This window comes from Streptomyces sp. NPDC090442 (genome assembly GCF_044769405.1).
GTDB lineage: Bacteria > Actinomycetota > Actinomycetes > Streptomycetales > Streptomycetaceae > Streptomyces.
Genome location: NZ_JBIVXW010000120.1, coordinates 1 through 15,337 on the forward strand (window position 1 = coordinate 1; position 15,337 = coordinate 15,337).

Sequence of the window (15,337 nt, forward strand, 5' to 3'; positions counted from 1 at the left end):
GGGGGCGCCGTCACCCCCGGTCCGCGGTTGCGGTGTGATGGGGCGGGGGCGCGCCGCGGGGGGGGGGGGGGGGCGCGCGGCCCCGGGCCCCCCCCCCCCCCCCCACGGCCGTCTTCACGCCCCGGGCGTCCGCGGTGCGCGCGTCAGTCGTGCTTGAGGCCCAGCACCTCGGCGGCCGCGAAGGTCTCGTGGGCCGGCCGCCCCGCGTAGTACGGGGTGAGCAGGCCGTCCAACTCCTCGTAGCTGAAGACGTCCTTTGCGGTGTCGAACTTCGCGGCGATCCGCGGGCGTTCGGCGATCGCGACCATGCCGCCGTGGACGACCAGGAGTTGGCCGTTGACGCCGGCGGCGGCCGGCGAGGCGAGGTAGCCGACGAGCGGCGCGACGTGCTCGGGCGCCAACGGGTCGGGCCGGCCGTCCTCGGGGGCCGCGAAGCCGGCGAAGACGTCCTCGGTCATCCGGGTGCGGGCGCGCGGGCAGATGGCGTTGGCGGTCACGCCGTACTTGGCCAGCGCCAGCGCCGTGGAGGTGGTCAGGCCCACGATGCCGCCCTTGGCCGCGGCGTAGTTGGGCTGGCCGGCCGAGCCGGCGAGGAACGCCTCGGAGGAGGTGTTGACGATCCGGCCGAAGACTGGGCCGCCGGCCTCCTTGGAACGGGCGCGCCAGTGGGCGGCGGCGAAATGGGTGGTGTTGAAGTGGCCCTTGAGGTGCACCCGGATCACCGCGTCCCACTCGTCCTCGGTCATCGAGAACACCATCCGGTCGCGCAGGATGCCCGCGTTGTTGACCAGGACGTCCAGTCGACCGTAGGTGTCGATCGCCAACTGGACGAGAGCGCCGGCCTGTTGGTGGTCGGCGACGTCGCCGGTGTGCGCGACGGCCTGGCCGCCGGCCGCGCGGATCTCCTCGGCGACGGCCTCGGCCGGTGCCGCCGAGGCCGCCCCCGAACCGTCCCTGCCCGGCTGGCCGAAGTCGTTGACGACGACCCGGGCGCCGAGCCGGGCGAGCTCCAGGGCCTCGGCCCGACCCAGGCCGCGCCCGGCGCCGGTGACGAGCGCGGTCAGGCCCTCCAGTGGCTGTGCCATGCGTGTCCTCTCCCGTCCCGTCGACGTCAGATCTCGATGCAGGTGCGCAGCGCGGTGCCCGAACGCATCTGGTCCAGCGCGTCGTTGACGCCGTCGAGCCGGACCCGGTGGGTGATCAGCCCTTCGAGGTCGATCCGGCCGGCCCGCCACAGGGCGATGGCCCGCTCGTAGGAGCGCAGCACGTCCGCGCCCCCGTAGAGGGACGGCAGGATCCGCTTCTCGTCGAAGAACAGCTCGAACATGCTGACCTGGAAGGTGTCGTCCAGTGCGCCGGCGCCGACCACGCAGAGGGTGCCGCCGCGCCGGGTGATCTCGTAGGCGGTGCGGGCGGTGGCGGACTTGCCGACGACCTCGAAGACGTAGTCGAAGCCCTCGCCGGCGGTGATCCTGGCCTTGGCGCCGGCGAGTTCGTCCGGGGCGACGGCCTCGGTGGCGCCGAAGCGGAGGGCGGCCTCCCGACGGCTCGCCACCGGGTCGACGGCGACGATCTGGGCGGCGCCGCAGGCCCGCGCCCCCTGGAGGACGGAGATGCCGACGCCGCCGCAGCCGATCACCGCGACTGACGAACCGGCCTCCACCTTGGCGGTGTTGAAGGCGGCGCCGAGCCCGGTGGTGACCCCGCAGCCGATCAGGGCGGCGATCTCGTAGGGGACGTCGTCGGGGATCGGGACCGCGCAGTTGGCGGCGACCACCACCTCCTCGGCGAAGGTGCCGGTCCCGGCGAAGCCGAAGACCTCGCCGCCGGGGCGCCGGAAGTTGGGGGTGCCGGCGTTCATGAAGCCGGCCAGGCACAGATGGCTCTGGCCGCGCCGACAGGACGGGCAGCTCCCGCAGGCGGGCAGCCAGCACATCAGGACCCGGTCGCCGGCCTTCAGGTCGGTGACCCCGTCGCCGACGTCGAGGATCTCCCCGGCCCCCTCGTGCCCCGGGACGAACGGCGTGGGTTGGGGCAGCACCCCGCTCATCGCGGAGAGGTCGGAGTGGCACAGTCCGCTGGCCCGGATGCGGATCCGGACCCGGCCGGGCCCGAACCCCACCGCCTCGACGTCGTCGAGCACCTCCAGCTCGTTCCGTCCCGTCTCGTGCTGTACGGCTGCGCGCATGCGAGCGCCTCCTCTCGTACGTACGGCTTTCCGGTCCCGCCCGGTGGTGTCGTCGGATCGTCGCGGCCCGGCGGCCGCGTGTCCGCAGGCGCCGGACGGGCTTGGTGTGCGCGGCTAGTCGTGCTCGACCACGGTGTCCGCCAGGACCGGCGCGTCGTCCCGCTCGACCGCGGTGACCGCGACCCGGATGCGGCCGCCGCCCTCGCGCTCCTCCCGCCACAGGCGGATCCGCAGCGTCTCGCCGGGGAACACCACGCCCGCGAACCGCGCCGTGTACGACCGCACCCGGGTGACGTCCCCGTCGAGCGCGGTGTCCACCACCGCCTTCAGCGTCACCCCGTACGAGCACAGGCCGTGCAGGATCGGCCGGTCGAAGCCGGCCAGCTTGGCGAACTCCGGGTCGGCGTGCAGTGGGTTCCAGTCGCCGGACAGGCGGTAGAGCAGCGCCTGGTCGGCGCGGATCAGGCGCTCGGTGGTCAGGTCGGGCGCCCGGTCGGGCGCCTCGCCGCGGACCGACGGGCCGCGCTCGCCGCCGAAGCCGCCCTCGCCGCGGACGAAGATCTGGGTGTCGCAGGTCCACAACGGCCCGTCGTCGTCGGCCACTTCGGAGCGCAGCACGATGACGGCGGCCTTGCCCTTGTCGTAGACGGCCGGGACGGTGGAGGTCTGGGTGGCGCGGCCGCGCACGGGCAGCGGGCGGTGCACGGTGACGGTCTGCCCGCCGTGCAGGACGGCGGCCAGGTCGACGTCGATGCCGGGGGCGGAGAGGCCGCCGGCCAGCGCCATCCCGCCGCCGGCGACGGTGGCGAAGCTGGGCAGCACGTGCAGGGCGCTCTCCAGGGTGTAGCGGAGCTCGTCGGGGTCGGTGGCGGCGCCCGGCCTCTCCGGGGTGGCCGCGCCGGCGCCGATGCCGAGGTGGTAGAGCTGGACGTCCTTGTGGTCCCAGGCGAGTTCGGTGGTCCGCGGCTCGGCGGAGGTGGCCTTGGCGGCGTCGATGGGCATGGGGGTGCTGCTCTCCTTCACCACGGTGTCGAGACCCCGGCCCGGCCGTCCGCACCGTCGGCCGTGCCGGGGTCGTCTCGGATCGGCGGGCCCGCGCGCGTCGGCACACTGCTTCTAGAACGCGTTCTAGCCGATGGCAGTCATGTATAGCCGATGCGGGCGGCACCCGGAAGACCCCTGACGATATGTCAGATATCGCGGGCGACGGCCCCTACGGGAACGCGCCCGCCGCACGGCGCGCGCCGGCCGTGACATTTGTCAGTGGTCATTCCCCACATTCGGCACTGCCGCCGGGTCGCCACGCTCCGTAACGTCAGGGGTGTCGGGCGGAGCGCGGCGGCGGCACGGGGGAACGCCGCCGCGCCGAGCCCGCGGACAGTGGCGGTGCCGGCCGACCGGCTGGCACGCTTCGGCGGTCACGCGCTGCGAGCGCGGGCGGCCGGGCGGCCGGGAAGATCACGGGGAAGGACACGGAGTGGTGAGCAGGACGAGACAGTGGGCGACATGAGGCCGGACAGCGGACGGCCGGAGCGGGACGCGGCGCCCGACGGCGCGGCGGAGCGGCACGGGTGCACGGCGGCGGAGTCGACCGGGCGGGTGGACAAGGGGCCCGGCCGGTACGCCTTCCTGCCCTGGCTGCTGATGGGGATGGGCGCGTTCTCCAACATCATCCAGGGCAAGGCCGGCAATCCCTGGCTGGCCGGCGCCGGACTGCTGACCTTCAACTCCCTCTACATCACGGTCGTCTTCTCCGCCTTCGACCCCCGCCGGCGCGACACCCGTTACCCGCTCTACGCCCTGGCCGCGCTGACCGCGGTCACCGTCGCCGTCGCGCTCGGCTTCGGCGGCGAGTGGTTCCTGTTCTTCCCGCTGCTGTCGCTGGCCTCCGGCACGGTGCGGGCGCTGCGCGGCAAGCCGCTGGCGCTCTGGCTGATCGCGCTCAGCGGCTCGGCCGGGTTCCTGTCCGGCTGGTACGCCGACGACCCCTGGGGCTCGTTCGGCATCGGCTACGGCACGTTCCTGTCCGGGATGGTGACGGCCACCGTCCTCAGCCTCTTCGACACCAACAACGAGCTGCGGGCCACCCGTCAGGAGCTGGCCCGCAGCGCCGTGGAGAAGGAGCGGCTGCGGTTCTCCCGCGACCTGCACGACCTCTTGGGGCACACCCTGTCCGTGGTGGTGGTGAAGGCGGAGGCGGTGCGCCGGCTGGCGCCCCGCGACCTCGACGCGGCGCTGGCCCAGGCCGCGGACATCGAGGCGGTGGGCCGGCAGGCGCTGACCGAGGTCCGGGAGGCGGTCAGCGGCTACCGCGAGGGCAGCCTGGGTACCGAACTCGACCGGGCCCGTTCGGCGTTGGACGGCGCCGGCATCGAGCCGGTGGTGCGGCGGGCCGGTCCGCCGCTGCCGCCGCAGGCCGAGGCGCTGCTGGGCTGGGTGGTCCGCGAGGGCGTCACCAACGCCGTCCGGCACAGCGGCGCCACCCGCTGCGAGATCGACGTACACACCGACGACGAGCGGGTGCGGCTGACGATCACGGACGACGGGCGGGGTCCCCTGGGCTCCGGACCGGCGGGCGCGGACGGCACGGCCGCCGCCGCGCCCGGCGCCGCCACGGGCGGCACGGGCCTGACGGGGCTGGCCGAGCGGCTGGCCGCGGCGGGCGGCACGCTGCGCAGCGGCCCCGACGGCCGGCGCGGCTTCCGGGTGACCGCCGAACTACCGGTGGGCGCGGGCGATCTGGCGGATGAGGAGTGGGCCGGGTGATCAGGATCCTGCTGGCCGAGGACCAGCGGATGATGCGGGGCGCGCTGGCGCTGCTGCTCGACCTCGAAGCGGACATGGAGGTGGTGGCCCAGGTGCCGGCCGGCGACGAGATCGTCCCGACGGCGCTGGTGTCCCGGCCGGACGTCGCGCTGCTCGACATCGAACTGCCCGGTCTCAGCGGGCTGGACGCCGCCGCCGAGCTGCGCGACCGGCTGCCGTCGTGCAAGGTGCTGATCGTCACGACCTTCGGGCGGCCCGGCTATCTGCGCCGCGCCATGGAGGCCGGGGCCTCGGGCTTCCTGGTGAAGGACGGCCCGGTGGAGGACCTGGCGGCGGCGATCCGCCGGGTGCTGGCCGGGGAGCGGGTGATCGATCCGGGGCTGGCCGCCGCCGCGTTGAGCGCCGGGCCCAATCCGCTGACCCCGCGCGAGCGCGAGGTGCTGACCGCCGCCGTGGACGGCGCGACGGTCGCCGACATCGCCGCCAAGCTGCACCTCTCGCAGGCCACGGTCCGCAACTACCTCTCGTCCGCCATCGGCAAGACCGGCACCCGCAACCGCATGGAGGCGGTCCGCGCGGCCCGCCGCAACGGCTGGCTGTAGCGGGCGCGTCGGGGCCCGGGCGGCCCGATCGGGTTCGGGCAGGCCCTAGCCGTGGCCGACGTCCGCGCGCCGGCGGGGCAGCGCGAGCAGCATCAGCACGATGCTGCCGGCCAGCACCATCCCGCCGACCAGGAAGGCCGTGCCGTAGCCGCTGGCCAGGGCCGCCCGGCCGTGGCCGGCGGCGATCTGGGAGGCCGCGACGGTGGAGAGCACCGACAGGCCCAGCGCGCCGCCCATCTGCCGGGAGGTGTTGATCAGGCCGGAGACCAGGCCCTGTTCGGAGGGGCCGGCGCCGGAGGTCGCGATGGCCGCGATCGGCGTCGCGGTCAGCCCGGCGCCCAGCGCCATCAGGATGCCGGGGCCGAGGATCGTCCCGAGGTAGGTCCCGTCGACCGTCAGCGTGCTCTGCCAGAACATCCCGCACAGCGAGATCACCGCGCCGCAGACCGCCAGCGTCTTGGCGCCGACCCGGTTCATCAGGCGGGGCGCCGCCTTCGAGCCGAGCACGATCGACAGCGAGTGCGGCAGGAAGGAGAGCCCGGCCTGGAGGGGGCTGTAGGAGAGGACGTTCTGCGTGTAGAGCGACAGGAAGTACCACATGGAGAACATCGCGGCGCCGGACAGCACCATCGCCGCGTTCGCCGAGGAGGCCGACCGCAGCCGGAACAGCCCCAGCGGCATCAGCGGCGCCTTGGTGCGCGCCTCGACGGCGACGAAGGCGGCGACCACCAGCAGTCCGGCGGCCAGCGGCAGCAGGGCGGCCGCCGACCCCCAACCGTGCGTCTCGGTCTGCACGATGCCGTACGCCACCAGGCCCAGCCCGCCGGTCACCAGCAGTGCGCCGGGCACGTCCAGCCGCCGTCCGGTGCCGTGCCGGCTCTCGGCCAGCCACAGCGCCGCACCGGTCAACACCAGCGCGCCCACCGGCACGTTGATCAACAGCACCCACCGCCACGACAGGTACTGGGTGAGGACGCCGCCGACCAGGCCGCCCACCGCGCCGCCGCCCGCGCCGACCGCCGTCCAGGTCGCGATCGCCCGGGTACGGGCCGGGCCGGCCGGGAACGAGGTGGTGAGGATGGTGAGGGTGGCCGGGGAGAGCACCGCGGCGCCCACGCCCTGGATGGTGCGGGCGGCGATCAACTGCCAGGGCTGCTGGGCGAGCCCGCCGGCCAGGCTCGCGACGGTGAACAGCGCCAGCCCCACCACAAAGATCCGCTTGCGGCCGAAGATGTCGGCGGCCCGGCCGCCGAGCAGCATGAAGCCGGCGAAGGTGATCACATAGGCGTTGACGATCCACTGGAGGCCCAGCTCGGTCAGGCCGAGGCCGGACCGCATGGCGGGCAGCGCCACGTTGACGACGGAGACGTCCAGCACGACCAGGAACTGTCCGGCGCAGACCAGCAGCATCACCAGCCAGGCCGGCGCCGCCGTCCGGCGCTCGGTCGCGGACAGCGTGGAAGGGGTGGCTATCGGGGGCATGCCGGCCATGCTCGCACCGCACGCGCGCCCCGCGCATCGGGATAACGGGGCATTCGCCGCGCGCGCGGGCCTAGGACGCGGGACGTAGGCCGGGGCGAAGGGCCCTGGCCTACGTCCCCGTGCACCGTGCCTACGCCTCCTGCGCGCGCCGGCCGCGCAGCAGCCACAGCCCGCCTCCGCAGGCGAGGCAGACCGCACCGGAGCCGAGGCTCAGCACCGCCCGCAACGAGCCGTCCCACAGCGCGTAGGTGGCGAGGTTGAAGACGAGGGCGGCCACGAGCAGCAGCCAGAGCAGGGCCTTCATGTGGGGAGGGCTCCTCAGGTCAGGGGAAGGACGATCGTCACCCCGACGGTACGCGAACCGCCCCTCGCACCACACCGACCCCGGCGCTCACCTCCGCAGCAGCGTCACCACCGCCGCGCCGCCCAGGCCGATGTTGTGGGCGAGGCCGACGCGGGCGCCGGGGACCTGCCGGTCGCCGGCCGTGCCGCGCAACTGCCAGACCAGTTCGGCGGCTTGGGCCAGGCCGGTGGCGCCCAGCGGGTGCCCCTTGGAGATCAGGCCGCCGGACGGGTTGACCACCCAACGGCCGCCGTGGGTCGTGGCGCCGTCGGCGATCAGCTTCCCCGACTCGCCGGGCGCGCACATCCCCAACGCCTCATAGGTCAGCAGCTCGTTGACGGAGAAGCAGTCGTGCAGCTCGATGACGTCGACGTCCTCGATGCCCAGGCCGGCGGCCGCGTAGACCTGGCGGGCCGCGTCGCGGGTCAGCGGGGCGCCGACCACGTCGATGCAGGAGCCGGAGGCGAAGCTCTCCTCGGTGTCGGTGGTCATGGCCTGGGCGGCGATCTCCACCGCCCGGTCGGCCAGGCCGCGTTCGCGGACGAACCGCTCCGAGGCGACCACCGCCGCGGCGGCGCCGTCCGAGGTCGGCGAGCACTGGAGCTTGGTGAGCGGCCGGTGCACGGTGCGCGCGGCGAGGACCTCCCCGACCGTGTACGCGTCCCGGAACTGGGCGTAGGGGTTGTGCACGGAGTGCCGGTGGTTCTTGGCGCCGACCATGGCGAGCTGTTCGGCGGTGGTGCCGTGGCGGTCCATGTGCTCGCGGGCCGCGTTGCCGAAGATCTGGGCGGTGGGCGGGGTCGTCTCGAAGCCGTGCGCCGCGGCCATCACCCCGTAATGCCGGGCAACGGGCGAGACCTTGAAGTCGCCCGTGTCCGAACCCCCGCCCAGCGCGCCGCGCTTCATCTTCTCGAAGCCCAGCGCCAGGACGCAGTCGTTGAGGCCCGAGGCGACGAACTGGCGGGCCATCATCAGCGCGGTGGAGCCGGTGGCGCAGTTGTTGTTGACGTTGTAGACGGGGATGCCGGTCAGGCCCAGTTCGTAGACGGCGCGCTGGCCGGCGGTGGACGGCTGGAAGCAGTAGCCGACCGACGCCTGCTCGATCGCGTCGTAGCCGACGGCGGCGTCGGCGAGGGCCGCGCCGCCCGCCTCACGCGCCATGTCCCAGTACTGCCAGTCGCGGGTCTCGGGCTTCTCGAAGCGGGTCATCCCGACGCCGATGATGTACGCCGTGCCGGCCATGCGGACCTCCTGGGCCAGATGCGTGCGGTCAGATGAGGGGGCGGGGCTCGGGGTCGCGGGGCAGGCCGAGCAGGCGCTCCGCGACGACGTTGAGCTGGATCTGGGTGGTGCCGCCGGCGATGGTCAGGCAGCGCGACATCAAAAAGCCGTGCAGGGCCCGCTCGCCGGGGCCCTCGTTGACCGCGCCGGCCGGGCCGAGCAGTTCCAGGGCGAGGTCGGCGACCTTCTGCTGGTGCGCGGTCTGCACCAGCTTGCGGACGCTGGCGCCGGCGCCCGGCTCCTCGCCCGCGACCCGCTGGAGGGTGGTGCGCAGCCCGATGCAGCCGAGCGCGTGCGCCTCGGCGACCAGCGCGCCGAGGCGGGCGCGGAGGGCGCCGTCGAGGTCGGCGGTGCGCGCCAACAGGGCCTCCAGGCCGGTGTCGAAGGCCACTTGGTCGGCCATGTGGACGCGTTCGTTGCCGAGGGTGGTGCGGGCCACCCGCCAGCCGTCGCCGACCGCGCCGACCGCCGCGTCCGCCGGCAGCAGCACGTCGTCCAGGTAGACCTCGTTGAAGAGGGCGTCGCCGGTGATCTCCTTCAGCGGGCGGACGTCGACGCCCGGGCTCGCCATGTCGACGACGAAGAAGGTCAGGCCGCGGTGCTTGGGCGCGTCCGGGTCGGTGCGGGCGAGCAGGATGCCGTGGCCGGCGGTCCGCGCGGCCGAGGTCCACACCTTCTGGCCGTTGACCCGCCACCGGCCGTCCGCGGTGCGCTCGGCGCGGGTGCGCAGCGACGCCAGGTCCGATCCGGCCTCCGGCTCCGAGAAGAGCTGGCACCACGTCAGGTCGCCGCGGAGGGTGGGCGGCAGGTACCGCTCCTGCTGGGCGGCCGTGCCGTGGGCGAGGAGGGCCGGCACCACCCAGGTGGCGATGCCCAGTTCGGCCACCCGGACGCCGGCGGCGGCCATCTCCTGCTGGATGGCGAGCTGTTCCACGGGCCCGGCGCCCAGTCCGTAGGGGGCGGGGAGGTGGGGCGCGGCGTATCCGGTGGGGGCCAGGGCGCGGCGGGCGGCGGCGGGGTCCAGGCCACGCACCCGCTCGGCGGCGGCGCGCGCCGCGTCCCGGAACTCCTCGGCCTCGGCGGGGAGTTCCAGCCGGAGGGCGCGGCGGGCGCCGGCGGCGGCGAGGCGGGCGGCGCGCTGCCGGTGGGCGTCGCCGCCGCCGAGCAGCTGCCGGGCGGTGATCGCCCGGCGCAGATGGAGGTGGGCGTCGTGCTCCCAGGTGAAGCCGATGCCGCCGAGGACCTGGATGCAGTCCTTGGCGCAACTGACGGCGGCGTCCAGGGCGGTCGCGGTGGCCAGCGCGGCGACCAGGCCGCGCACCTCGGGCCCCGCGTCGACGGCCCGGGCCGCGTCCCAGACCAGCGCGCGGGCCTGCTCGCAGCGGACCAGCATGTCGGCGCAGAGGTGCTTGACGCCCTGGAACTGGCCGATGGGGCGGCCGAACTGCTCGCGCACCGCGGCGTGCGCGGCGGCGGTCTCCAGCGCCCGGGCGGCGGTGCCGCAACCCTCCGCGGCGCACAGCAGCCCGGCCAGGTCGCGAACCAGCGCGCCGTCGACCGCGAGGCGCCGCCCGCCGGGCACCGCCGTCCCCTCGGCGCGGACCTCGGCGGTCGGCCGGGTCGGGTCGGCGCTGTTCTGGACGCGGACGGCGAGGTCGGCGGCGTCCACCGCCAGCCACACCGTCCCCGAGGCGGCCTCGGCCGCCAGCACGATCAACTCGGCGTCGCCGCCGGCCAGGACCGGGGGCGCGGTGCCGTCCAGGAGGTAGCCGCCGGCGCCCTCCACGGCGGTGAGCGAGCCGCTGCCGAGGGCGACGGCGGCGGTCCGCCCGCCGGTGGCCAGCGTCCGCACCAGGTCCCGGGGCGCGCCCCCGCGGTCCAACAGCGCGGCGGCCAGCACGGTGGGCAGACAGGGGCCGGGCAGCGCGGCGCGACCGAACTCCTCCAGCACGACGGCGAGATCGAGCAGTGCGCCGCCGCCCCCGCCGTCCGCCTCGGGGAGGTGCAGGCCGAGCAGCCCCTGCTCGGCGAGCCCGTCCCAGTGGGCGGGCCGGCCGGTCCGCGCCGGCGCGGCGTCGAGCAGCTTGCGCACGTCCTCAGGCGGTACGGCCCGCGCGAGGAAGCCGCGCACGGCCTTCGCGAGGTCCCGGTGGTCCTGCGTGATTCCGATGCCCATGCCCGGCAGAGTAGAACACGTTTCAATCTGACGGAAGGTCAGATGCGTGGGCGGAAGCCCGCCGGGGCTGCGCCGGATCGGACGCGGACGGCCCGCCCCTGCCCCGCCCCGGAAACGGCCGGCCGAATTCCGCACCGGCCCTCCGCTATTCCCCTCCCACCGCACCGCGGCAGGTTTATCGACGGCCCTTATCCCACCGCGGATTCGCGTTCCGAAGCGCGTTCCACGGCCCCTTCCGGCGCACCTTCCCACCGCCTCCCGAATACGGCGAATTCCCGACCGCCGTAACACCCGGTGAACCGGAAGCCGGACCGCCGAAGAGTCGGTGTTCCAGACCGTCGACGACCGGACAACCGCCGCCCCCGACCAAACAACGACCGCCCGAAGCCCCCCCCCCCCGCAGACACCCACGGACACACGAAGGCCGAAGAAGACCAAAGAAGACCGAAGACCGCACGGCAACCGTGCGAAATCCCACTCCCGTTCCGCACCCGCCCCCCGTTCCGCACCCCACCCCCCATGCGGCACGATCCCTATCGCAGGATCCGTCCACCCACAGGAGGAAACCCATGACCGCCCCCACGGCACCGCTCGCGCCCCGGCCGGAGATCCTCGCCGCGTTCGAGGCGGCGAAGGGCTTCATGCCCGTGGACGAGGGGCTCGCCCTGTACGCGGCGGCCGGCGAGGCGGCGGCGCTGGGGCTCCCGCTGGTGGAGATCGGCACCTACTGCGGCCGCTCCACGCTGCTGCTCGCCGAGGCGGCGCGGGCCGCCGACGTGATGGCCGTCACGGTGGACCATCACCGGGGCAGCGAGGAGCAGCAGCCCGGTTGGGAGTACCACGATCCGGAGGTCGTCGATCCGGTCGTCGGGCGGATGGACACCCTGCCGACCTTCCGCCGCACGCTGCACGCCGCGGGCCTGGAGGACCGGGTGATCGCCCTGGTGGGCCGCTCACCGCGGATCGCCCGGGCGTGGCAGGCGCCGGCCGGCCTGGTCTTCATCGACGGCGGCCACACCGACGAGCACGCCACCGCCGACTACGAGGGCTGGGCCCCGCGCGTCGCCGACGGCGGGCTGCTGGTGATCCACGACGTCTTCCCGGACCCGGCGGACGGCGGCCAGGCCCCCTACCGCATCTACCGACGGGCCCTGGACTCCGGCGCGTTCACCGAGGTCTCGGCGCACCGTTCACTGCGCGTCCTACGGCGTACCGGCCCCGGAATCTGAGCCGGCTACCATCGCGCAGATGTCGAACGGCACTTTCCCCCCACCCCGCCGCCGTCCGCGCGGCACCCTGCTGATCGCGCTGGCCGTGGTGGTGGCCGTCGGCGTCGGCGGCTGGCTGGTCTGGCGGCCGCCGGCCGGCGGCCGCTCCCCCGCCGGCGCCGCCTCGCCGGCGCCGGGCGGCACCCCCACGGCGGGCGCGGACCGCCCGGCCCCCACCGGCGCCCCGCACGCCGGCCTCAAGGGCAAGACCGTGCTGCTCGACCCCGGCCACAACCCGCACAACCGCGACCACACCGCCGAGATCGCCCGCCCCGTGGACGTCGGCAACGACCGCAAGGAGTGCGACACCACCGGCACCGCCACCGACGACGGCTACGCCGAGGCCGACTTCACCCTCGACGTGGTCCGGCGGGCCCGCGCGCTGCTGGAGGCCGCGGGCGCCCGGGTCGTCCTCACCCAGGACGGCGACCGGCCGTACGGACCGTGCGTGGACGCCCGCGCCGCGGCGGGGAACCGGGTGCACGCGGACGCCGCGGTCTCCGTCCACGCCGACGGCTCGGTCCCCGGCAACCGCGGCTTCCATGTCATCCTCCCGGCGCGCGTCACCGCCGGCGCGGCCGACACCTCCCGGATCGTCGCGCCCTCCCGGGACTTGGGCGAGCGGCTGGCCGACCACTTCGCGGCGACGACCGGAAGTTCTCGCTCCAATTACCTGGGGCACGGCACCGGGTTGGACGTCCGCTCCGATCTCGGCGGGCTGAACCTCTCCACCGTGCCGAAGGTGTTCATCGAGTGCGGCAATATGCGCGATCCGAAGGACGCCGCGCAATTGACCGACGCCGCTTGGCGCGAAAAGGCGGCCCGCGGGATCACGGAGGGCATTACGGACTTCTTGACGCGCTGAACGGACTTCCCACCGCCCGCCGAACGGACTTCCGCCCGCGGGCCGCGCCGATACCGCGGGGCGGTCCACAGGATTCGGCGATAGGTTCCCCTTTACGATGGGGCCCCTCGCCGTGCCTCGCACCGCGCGCCAACGACCGCGTCGACGCCGTCACGCGGCCGACCAGGAACACGAAACCGACAAAGGACCTTTACGTGAACATCCGCTCCCTCAGTCGAGGCGACGGCGTGGTGATCGGAGCAGCGGTACTGCTGTTGATCGCCTCGTTCCTCAACCTCAACTCGTACGGCGATGCAAACGCCTGGCAAGCGCTGCACCTGTTGATGAGCATCTACCTGGCCGGCGTCATCGCGGCCGCGCTGGTCGTCACGGCGCGGGCGCTGCCGCAACCGCGCAAGGTCGCCGGGCTAGAGCTCGGGCAGTTCGGCGTGGCGCTGTCCCTGTTCGCCGCCTGGACCGCGTTCTGGGCGATCATCGACAGCCCCGGCGCGGGCATCGGTCTGATCCTCGGCCTGATCGCCGCGCTGGCCCTGGCGGGCGCCGCGGTCGCCACCCCGCTCGTCCCCGCCCTGAAGGTCGCCCTGGTCGGCGCGGACCGCCCGACACCGGTCACCGGCCCGTACGGCGGCGCCCCGTCGCCCCAGGGCTACGGCTACCCGGCCGGCGCGCAGCAGCAGGGCGGCTACGGCTACCCCGGCGGCCAGTCCTACGGCGGCCAGCAGGCCCCGGCCGGTGACGCCGGCGCCACCGTCGGGCACGCGGCGGGGGCGGCGGCCGGCGGCGCGGCGGGCGCCACCCCGGCGGCCGGCACCCCGGCCGACTTCGCGCCGTTCTGGTTCGCGGTGCCGGTGGCCCGCCCGCTCTACGGCGAGGACGGCTCGCCCTCCCCGATCGCCGAACTGGCGCCCGGCACCTGGTACCTCGCGGTGGACCAGCGCGGCGCCGCGCTGATCGCGCAGACGCAGGACGGCCGGCGCGGTATCCTCCAGGACACCACCGGCATCCAGCGCGGCTGACCAAGCGCCGCCGGCGCCCCGGGCGCCCACCGCACGGCCCCCGCCTCCCGCAGGCGGGGGCCGTTGCCATGTCCGCACCACCCCCGTACAGTGCACCGACGCACCACCGATATCTGATGCTCCGTCATATACAGGCCCACCACCAGCCGTTGACCATTGACTAAGGAACGGCCCATGCGACTCGGTCTGGCACTCGGCTACTGGGGCCGCGGCCCCGACCCCCGGCACCTCGACCTCGCCCGCGAGGCCGAACGCCTGGGCTACGACTCGGTCTGGACCGCGGAAGCCTGGGGCTCCGACGCGTTCACCGCGCTCACCTGGATCGCCGCGCACACCTCCCGTATCAAACTGGGCACCGGCATCGCCCAGATGGCCGCCCGCACCCCCACCGCCACCGCGATGCACGCGCTCACCCTCGACCACCTCTCCGGCGGGCGGCTGATGCTGGGGCTGGGACTGTCCGGGCCGCAGGTCGTCGAGGGCTGGTACGGCCGCCCGTTCCCCAAGAGCCCGCTGACCGCCACCCGGGAGTACGTGGACGTCGTCCGCCAAGTCCTGTGCCGCCAGGGGCCGGTGGCGTCCGACGGCCGCTTCCACCCCCACCCCTACCGCGGCCCGGACGGCACCGGCCTTGGCAAGCCGCTGAAGCCCATCACCCACCCGCTCCGCGCCGACCTGCCCATCCTGTTGGGCGCGGAGGGCCCCAGGAACGTCGCCCAGACCACCGAAATCGCCGACGGCTGGCTGCCGCTGTACTGGTCGCCCACCCGCCCCGAGGTCTACGGCCCCTCCCTGACCGCCGCCCCCGACGGCTTCCTGATCGCCCCCATGGTGCGCGCGCAGGTCTGCGACGACCTCGCGGAGGGGCTCCTGCCGGTGAAGGCGATGCTGGGCTTCTACGTCGGCGGCATGGGCCACGCGGCGAGGAACTTCCACGCCGACCTGATGGCCCGCATGGGCTTCGAGGACGCCGCCCGCCGCGTCCAGGACCTCTTCCTCCAGGGCCGCCGCGAGGAGGCGGTCCTCGCCGTCCCCGACGCCTTCGCCGACGAGATCTCCCTCGTCGGCCCACCCCAACGGATCGCCGAACGCCTGGAGTTGTGGCGCGAAGGCGCCGTCACGGACCTGCTGGTCACGGCACCGGACCCGACGACGTTGCGGGTCCTGGCCGACCTTGCCGCGTAGCGGTTTGCTTCCCACGTTGTCGGCTTCCCGCCGCGCGGGTTGCCGGTCCGCCGGTCCGCCGGTCCGCTGCGCGGGGCGAGCCGATGGGTCCGCTGCGCGGTGCTGTCGGGGTGCGGTGACGGGCCTGCGGGGTGGGGGTGCCAGACTGCTTCGCTTTACGTCTGG

General features: G+C 74.6%; 13 protein-coding genes. 6 read left to right on the forward strand and 7 right to left on the reverse strand.

The genetic code is table 11. The annotated features are described in order from the left end of the window. Positions 1 to 143: 143 nt before the first annotated feature. The 3 genes from ACIQU6_RS42045 to ACIQU6_RS42055 form a co-directional block, all read right to left on the reverse strand. On the reverse strand, positions 144 to 1,085 hold the full coding sequence (locus tag ACIQU6_RS42045) for a 3-oxoacyl-ACP reductase (RefSeq protein WP_403487545.1): 942 nt from the start codon (positions 1,083 to 1,085) through the stop codon (positions 144 to 146). A gap of 26 nt (positions 1,086 to 1,111) precedes the next feature. After that, positions 1,112 to 2,188 (reverse strand): Zn-dependent alcohol dehydrogenase, encoded by a 1,077-nt coding sequence (locus ACIQU6_RS42050; RefSeq protein WP_403487547.1) that lies wholly within the window; start codon positions 2,186 to 2,188, stop codon positions 1,112 to 1,114. A 114-nt stretch (positions 2,189 to 2,302) separates the two neighbouring features. Then, the gene (locus tag ACIQU6_RS42055; RefSeq protein WP_403487549.1) at positions 2,303 to 3,190 is read right to left on the reverse strand and encodes a MaoC/PaaZ C-terminal domain-containing protein; all 888 of its coding nucleotides are present in this window, start codon (positions 3,188 to 3,190) and stop codon (positions 2,303 to 2,305) included. A 504-nt stretch (positions 3,191 to 3,694) separates the two neighbouring features. Between ACIQU6_RS42055 and ACIQU6_RS42060 the strand changes: the two genes are divergently transcribed. Beyond that, on the forward strand, positions 3,695 to 4,954 hold the full coding sequence (locus ACIQU6_RS42060) for a histidine kinase (RefSeq protein ID WP_403487551.1): 1,260 nt from the start codon (positions 3,695 to 3,697) through the stop codon (positions 4,952 to 4,954). Further along, positions 4,951 to 5,556 (forward strand): response regulator, encoded by a 606-nt coding sequence (locus ACIQU6_RS42065; protein ID WP_403487553.1) that lies wholly within the window; start codon positions 4,951 to 4,953, stop codon positions 5,554 to 5,556. Before ACIQU6_RS42060 ends, ACIQU6_RS42065 begins: the two co-directional genes overlap by 4 nt. A gap of 45 nt (positions 5,557 to 5,601) precedes the next feature. On the opposite strand, the gene ACIQU6_RS42070 is transcribed toward ACIQU6_RS42065, so the two are convergent. The 4 genes from ACIQU6_RS42070 to ACIQU6_RS42085 form a co-directional block, all read right to left on the reverse strand. Next, positions 5,602 to 7,047, reverse strand: a complete 1,446-nt coding sequence (locus ACIQU6_RS42070) for an MFS transporter (RefSeq protein WP_403487555.1) — start codon at positions 7,045 to 7,047, stop codon at positions 5,602 to 5,604. A gap of 121 nt (positions 7,048 to 7,168) precedes the next feature. Continuing rightward, a complete protein-coding gene (locus ACIQU6_RS42075) occupies positions 7,169 to 7,342 on the reverse strand; it encodes a hypothetical protein (protein ID WP_403487557.1) in 174 nt (57 codons plus the stop codon). An 87-nt stretch (positions 7,343 to 7,429) separates the two neighbouring features. Then, positions 7,430 to 8,623: a lipid-transfer protein gene (locus ACIQU6_RS42080; RefSeq protein ID WP_403487559.1), complete on the reverse strand. Its 1,194-nt coding sequence runs from the start codon at positions 8,621 to 8,623 to the stop codon at positions 7,430 to 7,432. 28 nt (positions 8,624 to 8,651) lie between these two features. Then, positions 8,652 to 10,838 carry an acyl-CoA dehydrogenase gene (locus tag ACIQU6_RS42085; protein ID WP_403487561.1) on the reverse strand — a complete coding sequence of 729 codons (2,187 nt, stop codon included), beginning with the start codon at positions 10,836 to 10,838 and terminating at the stop codon, positions 8,652 to 8,654. A gap of 569 nt (positions 10,839 to 11,407) precedes the next feature. Between ACIQU6_RS42085 and ACIQU6_RS42090 the strand changes: the two genes are divergently transcribed. The 4 genes from ACIQU6_RS42090 (at position 11,408) to ACIQU6_RS42105 (ending at position 15,172) form a co-directional block, all read left to right on the forward strand. After that, positions 11,408 to 12,067: a class I SAM-dependent methyltransferase gene (locus ACIQU6_RS42090; protein WP_403487563.1), complete on the forward strand. Its 660-nt coding sequence runs from the start codon at positions 11,408 to 11,410 to the stop codon at positions 12,065 to 12,067. A 19-nt stretch (positions 12,068 to 12,086) separates the two neighbouring features. Next, positions 12,087 to 12,971 carry an N-acetylmuramoyl-L-alanine amidase gene (locus ACIQU6_RS42095; protein WP_403487565.1) on the forward strand — a complete coding sequence of 295 codons (885 nt, stop codon included), beginning with the start codon at positions 12,087 to 12,089 and terminating at the stop codon, positions 12,969 to 12,971. A 194-nt stretch (positions 12,972 to 13,165) separates the two neighbouring features. Next, on the forward strand, positions 13,166 to 13,987 hold the full coding sequence (locus tag ACIQU6_RS42100) for a hypothetical protein (protein WP_403487567.1): 822 nt from the start codon (positions 13,166 to 13,168) through the stop codon (positions 13,985 to 13,987). 174 nt (positions 13,988 to 14,161) lie between these two features. Further along, complete coding sequence (locus ACIQU6_RS42105) at positions 14,162 to 15,172, forward strand: LLM class F420-dependent oxidoreductase (RefSeq protein WP_403487569.1); 1,011 nt, start codon at positions 14,162 to 14,164, stop codon at positions 15,170 to 15,172. The last annotated feature ends 165 nt before the right edge of the window (positions 15,173 to 15,337 follow it).

Bases quoted from the DNA above. Each gene is read 5' to 3' on its own strand.
- ACIQU6_RS42045 (WP_403487545.1), bottom strand. From the start codon at position 1,085: ATGGCACAGCCACTGGAGGGCCTGACCGCGCTCGTCACCGGCGCCGGG.
- ACIQU6_RS42050 (WP_403487547.1), bottom strand. From the start codon at position 2,188: ATGCGCGCAGCCGTACAGCACGAGACGGGACGGAACGAGCTGGAGGTG.
- ACIQU6_RS42055 (WP_403487549.1), bottom strand. From the start codon at position 3,190: ATGCCCATCGACGCCGCCAAGGCCACCTCCGCCGAGCCGCGGACCACC.
- ACIQU6_RS42060 (WP_403487551.1), top strand. From the start codon at position 3,695: ATGAGGCCGGACAGCGGACGGCCGGAGCGGGACGCGGCGCCCGACGGC.
- ACIQU6_RS42070 (WP_403487555.1), bottom strand. From the start codon at position 7,047: ATGGCCGGCATGCCCCCGATAGCCACCCCTTCCACGCTGTCCGCGACC.
- ACIQU6_RS42075 (WP_403487557.1), bottom strand. From the start codon at position 7,342: ATGAAGGCCCTGCTCTGGCTGCTGCTCGTGGCCGCCCTCGTCTTCAAC.
- ACIQU6_RS42080 (WP_403487559.1), bottom strand. From the start codon at position 8,623: ATGGCCGGCACGGCGTACATCATCGGCGTCGGGATGACCCGCTTCGAG.
- ACIQU6_RS42085 (WP_403487561.1), bottom strand. From the start codon at position 10,838: ATGGGCATCGGAATCACGCAGGACCACCGGGACCTCGCGAAGGCCGTG.
- ACIQU6_RS42090 (WP_403487563.1), top strand. From the start codon at position 11,408: ATGACCGCCCCCACGGCACCGCTCGCGCCCCGGCCGGAGATCCTCGCC.
- ACIQU6_RS42095 (WP_403487565.1), top strand. From the start codon at position 12,087: ATGTCGAACGGCACTTTCCCCCCACCCCGCCGCCGTCCGCGCGGCACC.
- ACIQU6_RS42105 (WP_403487569.1), top strand. From the start codon at position 14,162: ATGCGACTCGGTCTGGCACTCGGCTACTGGGGCCGCGGCCCCGACCCC.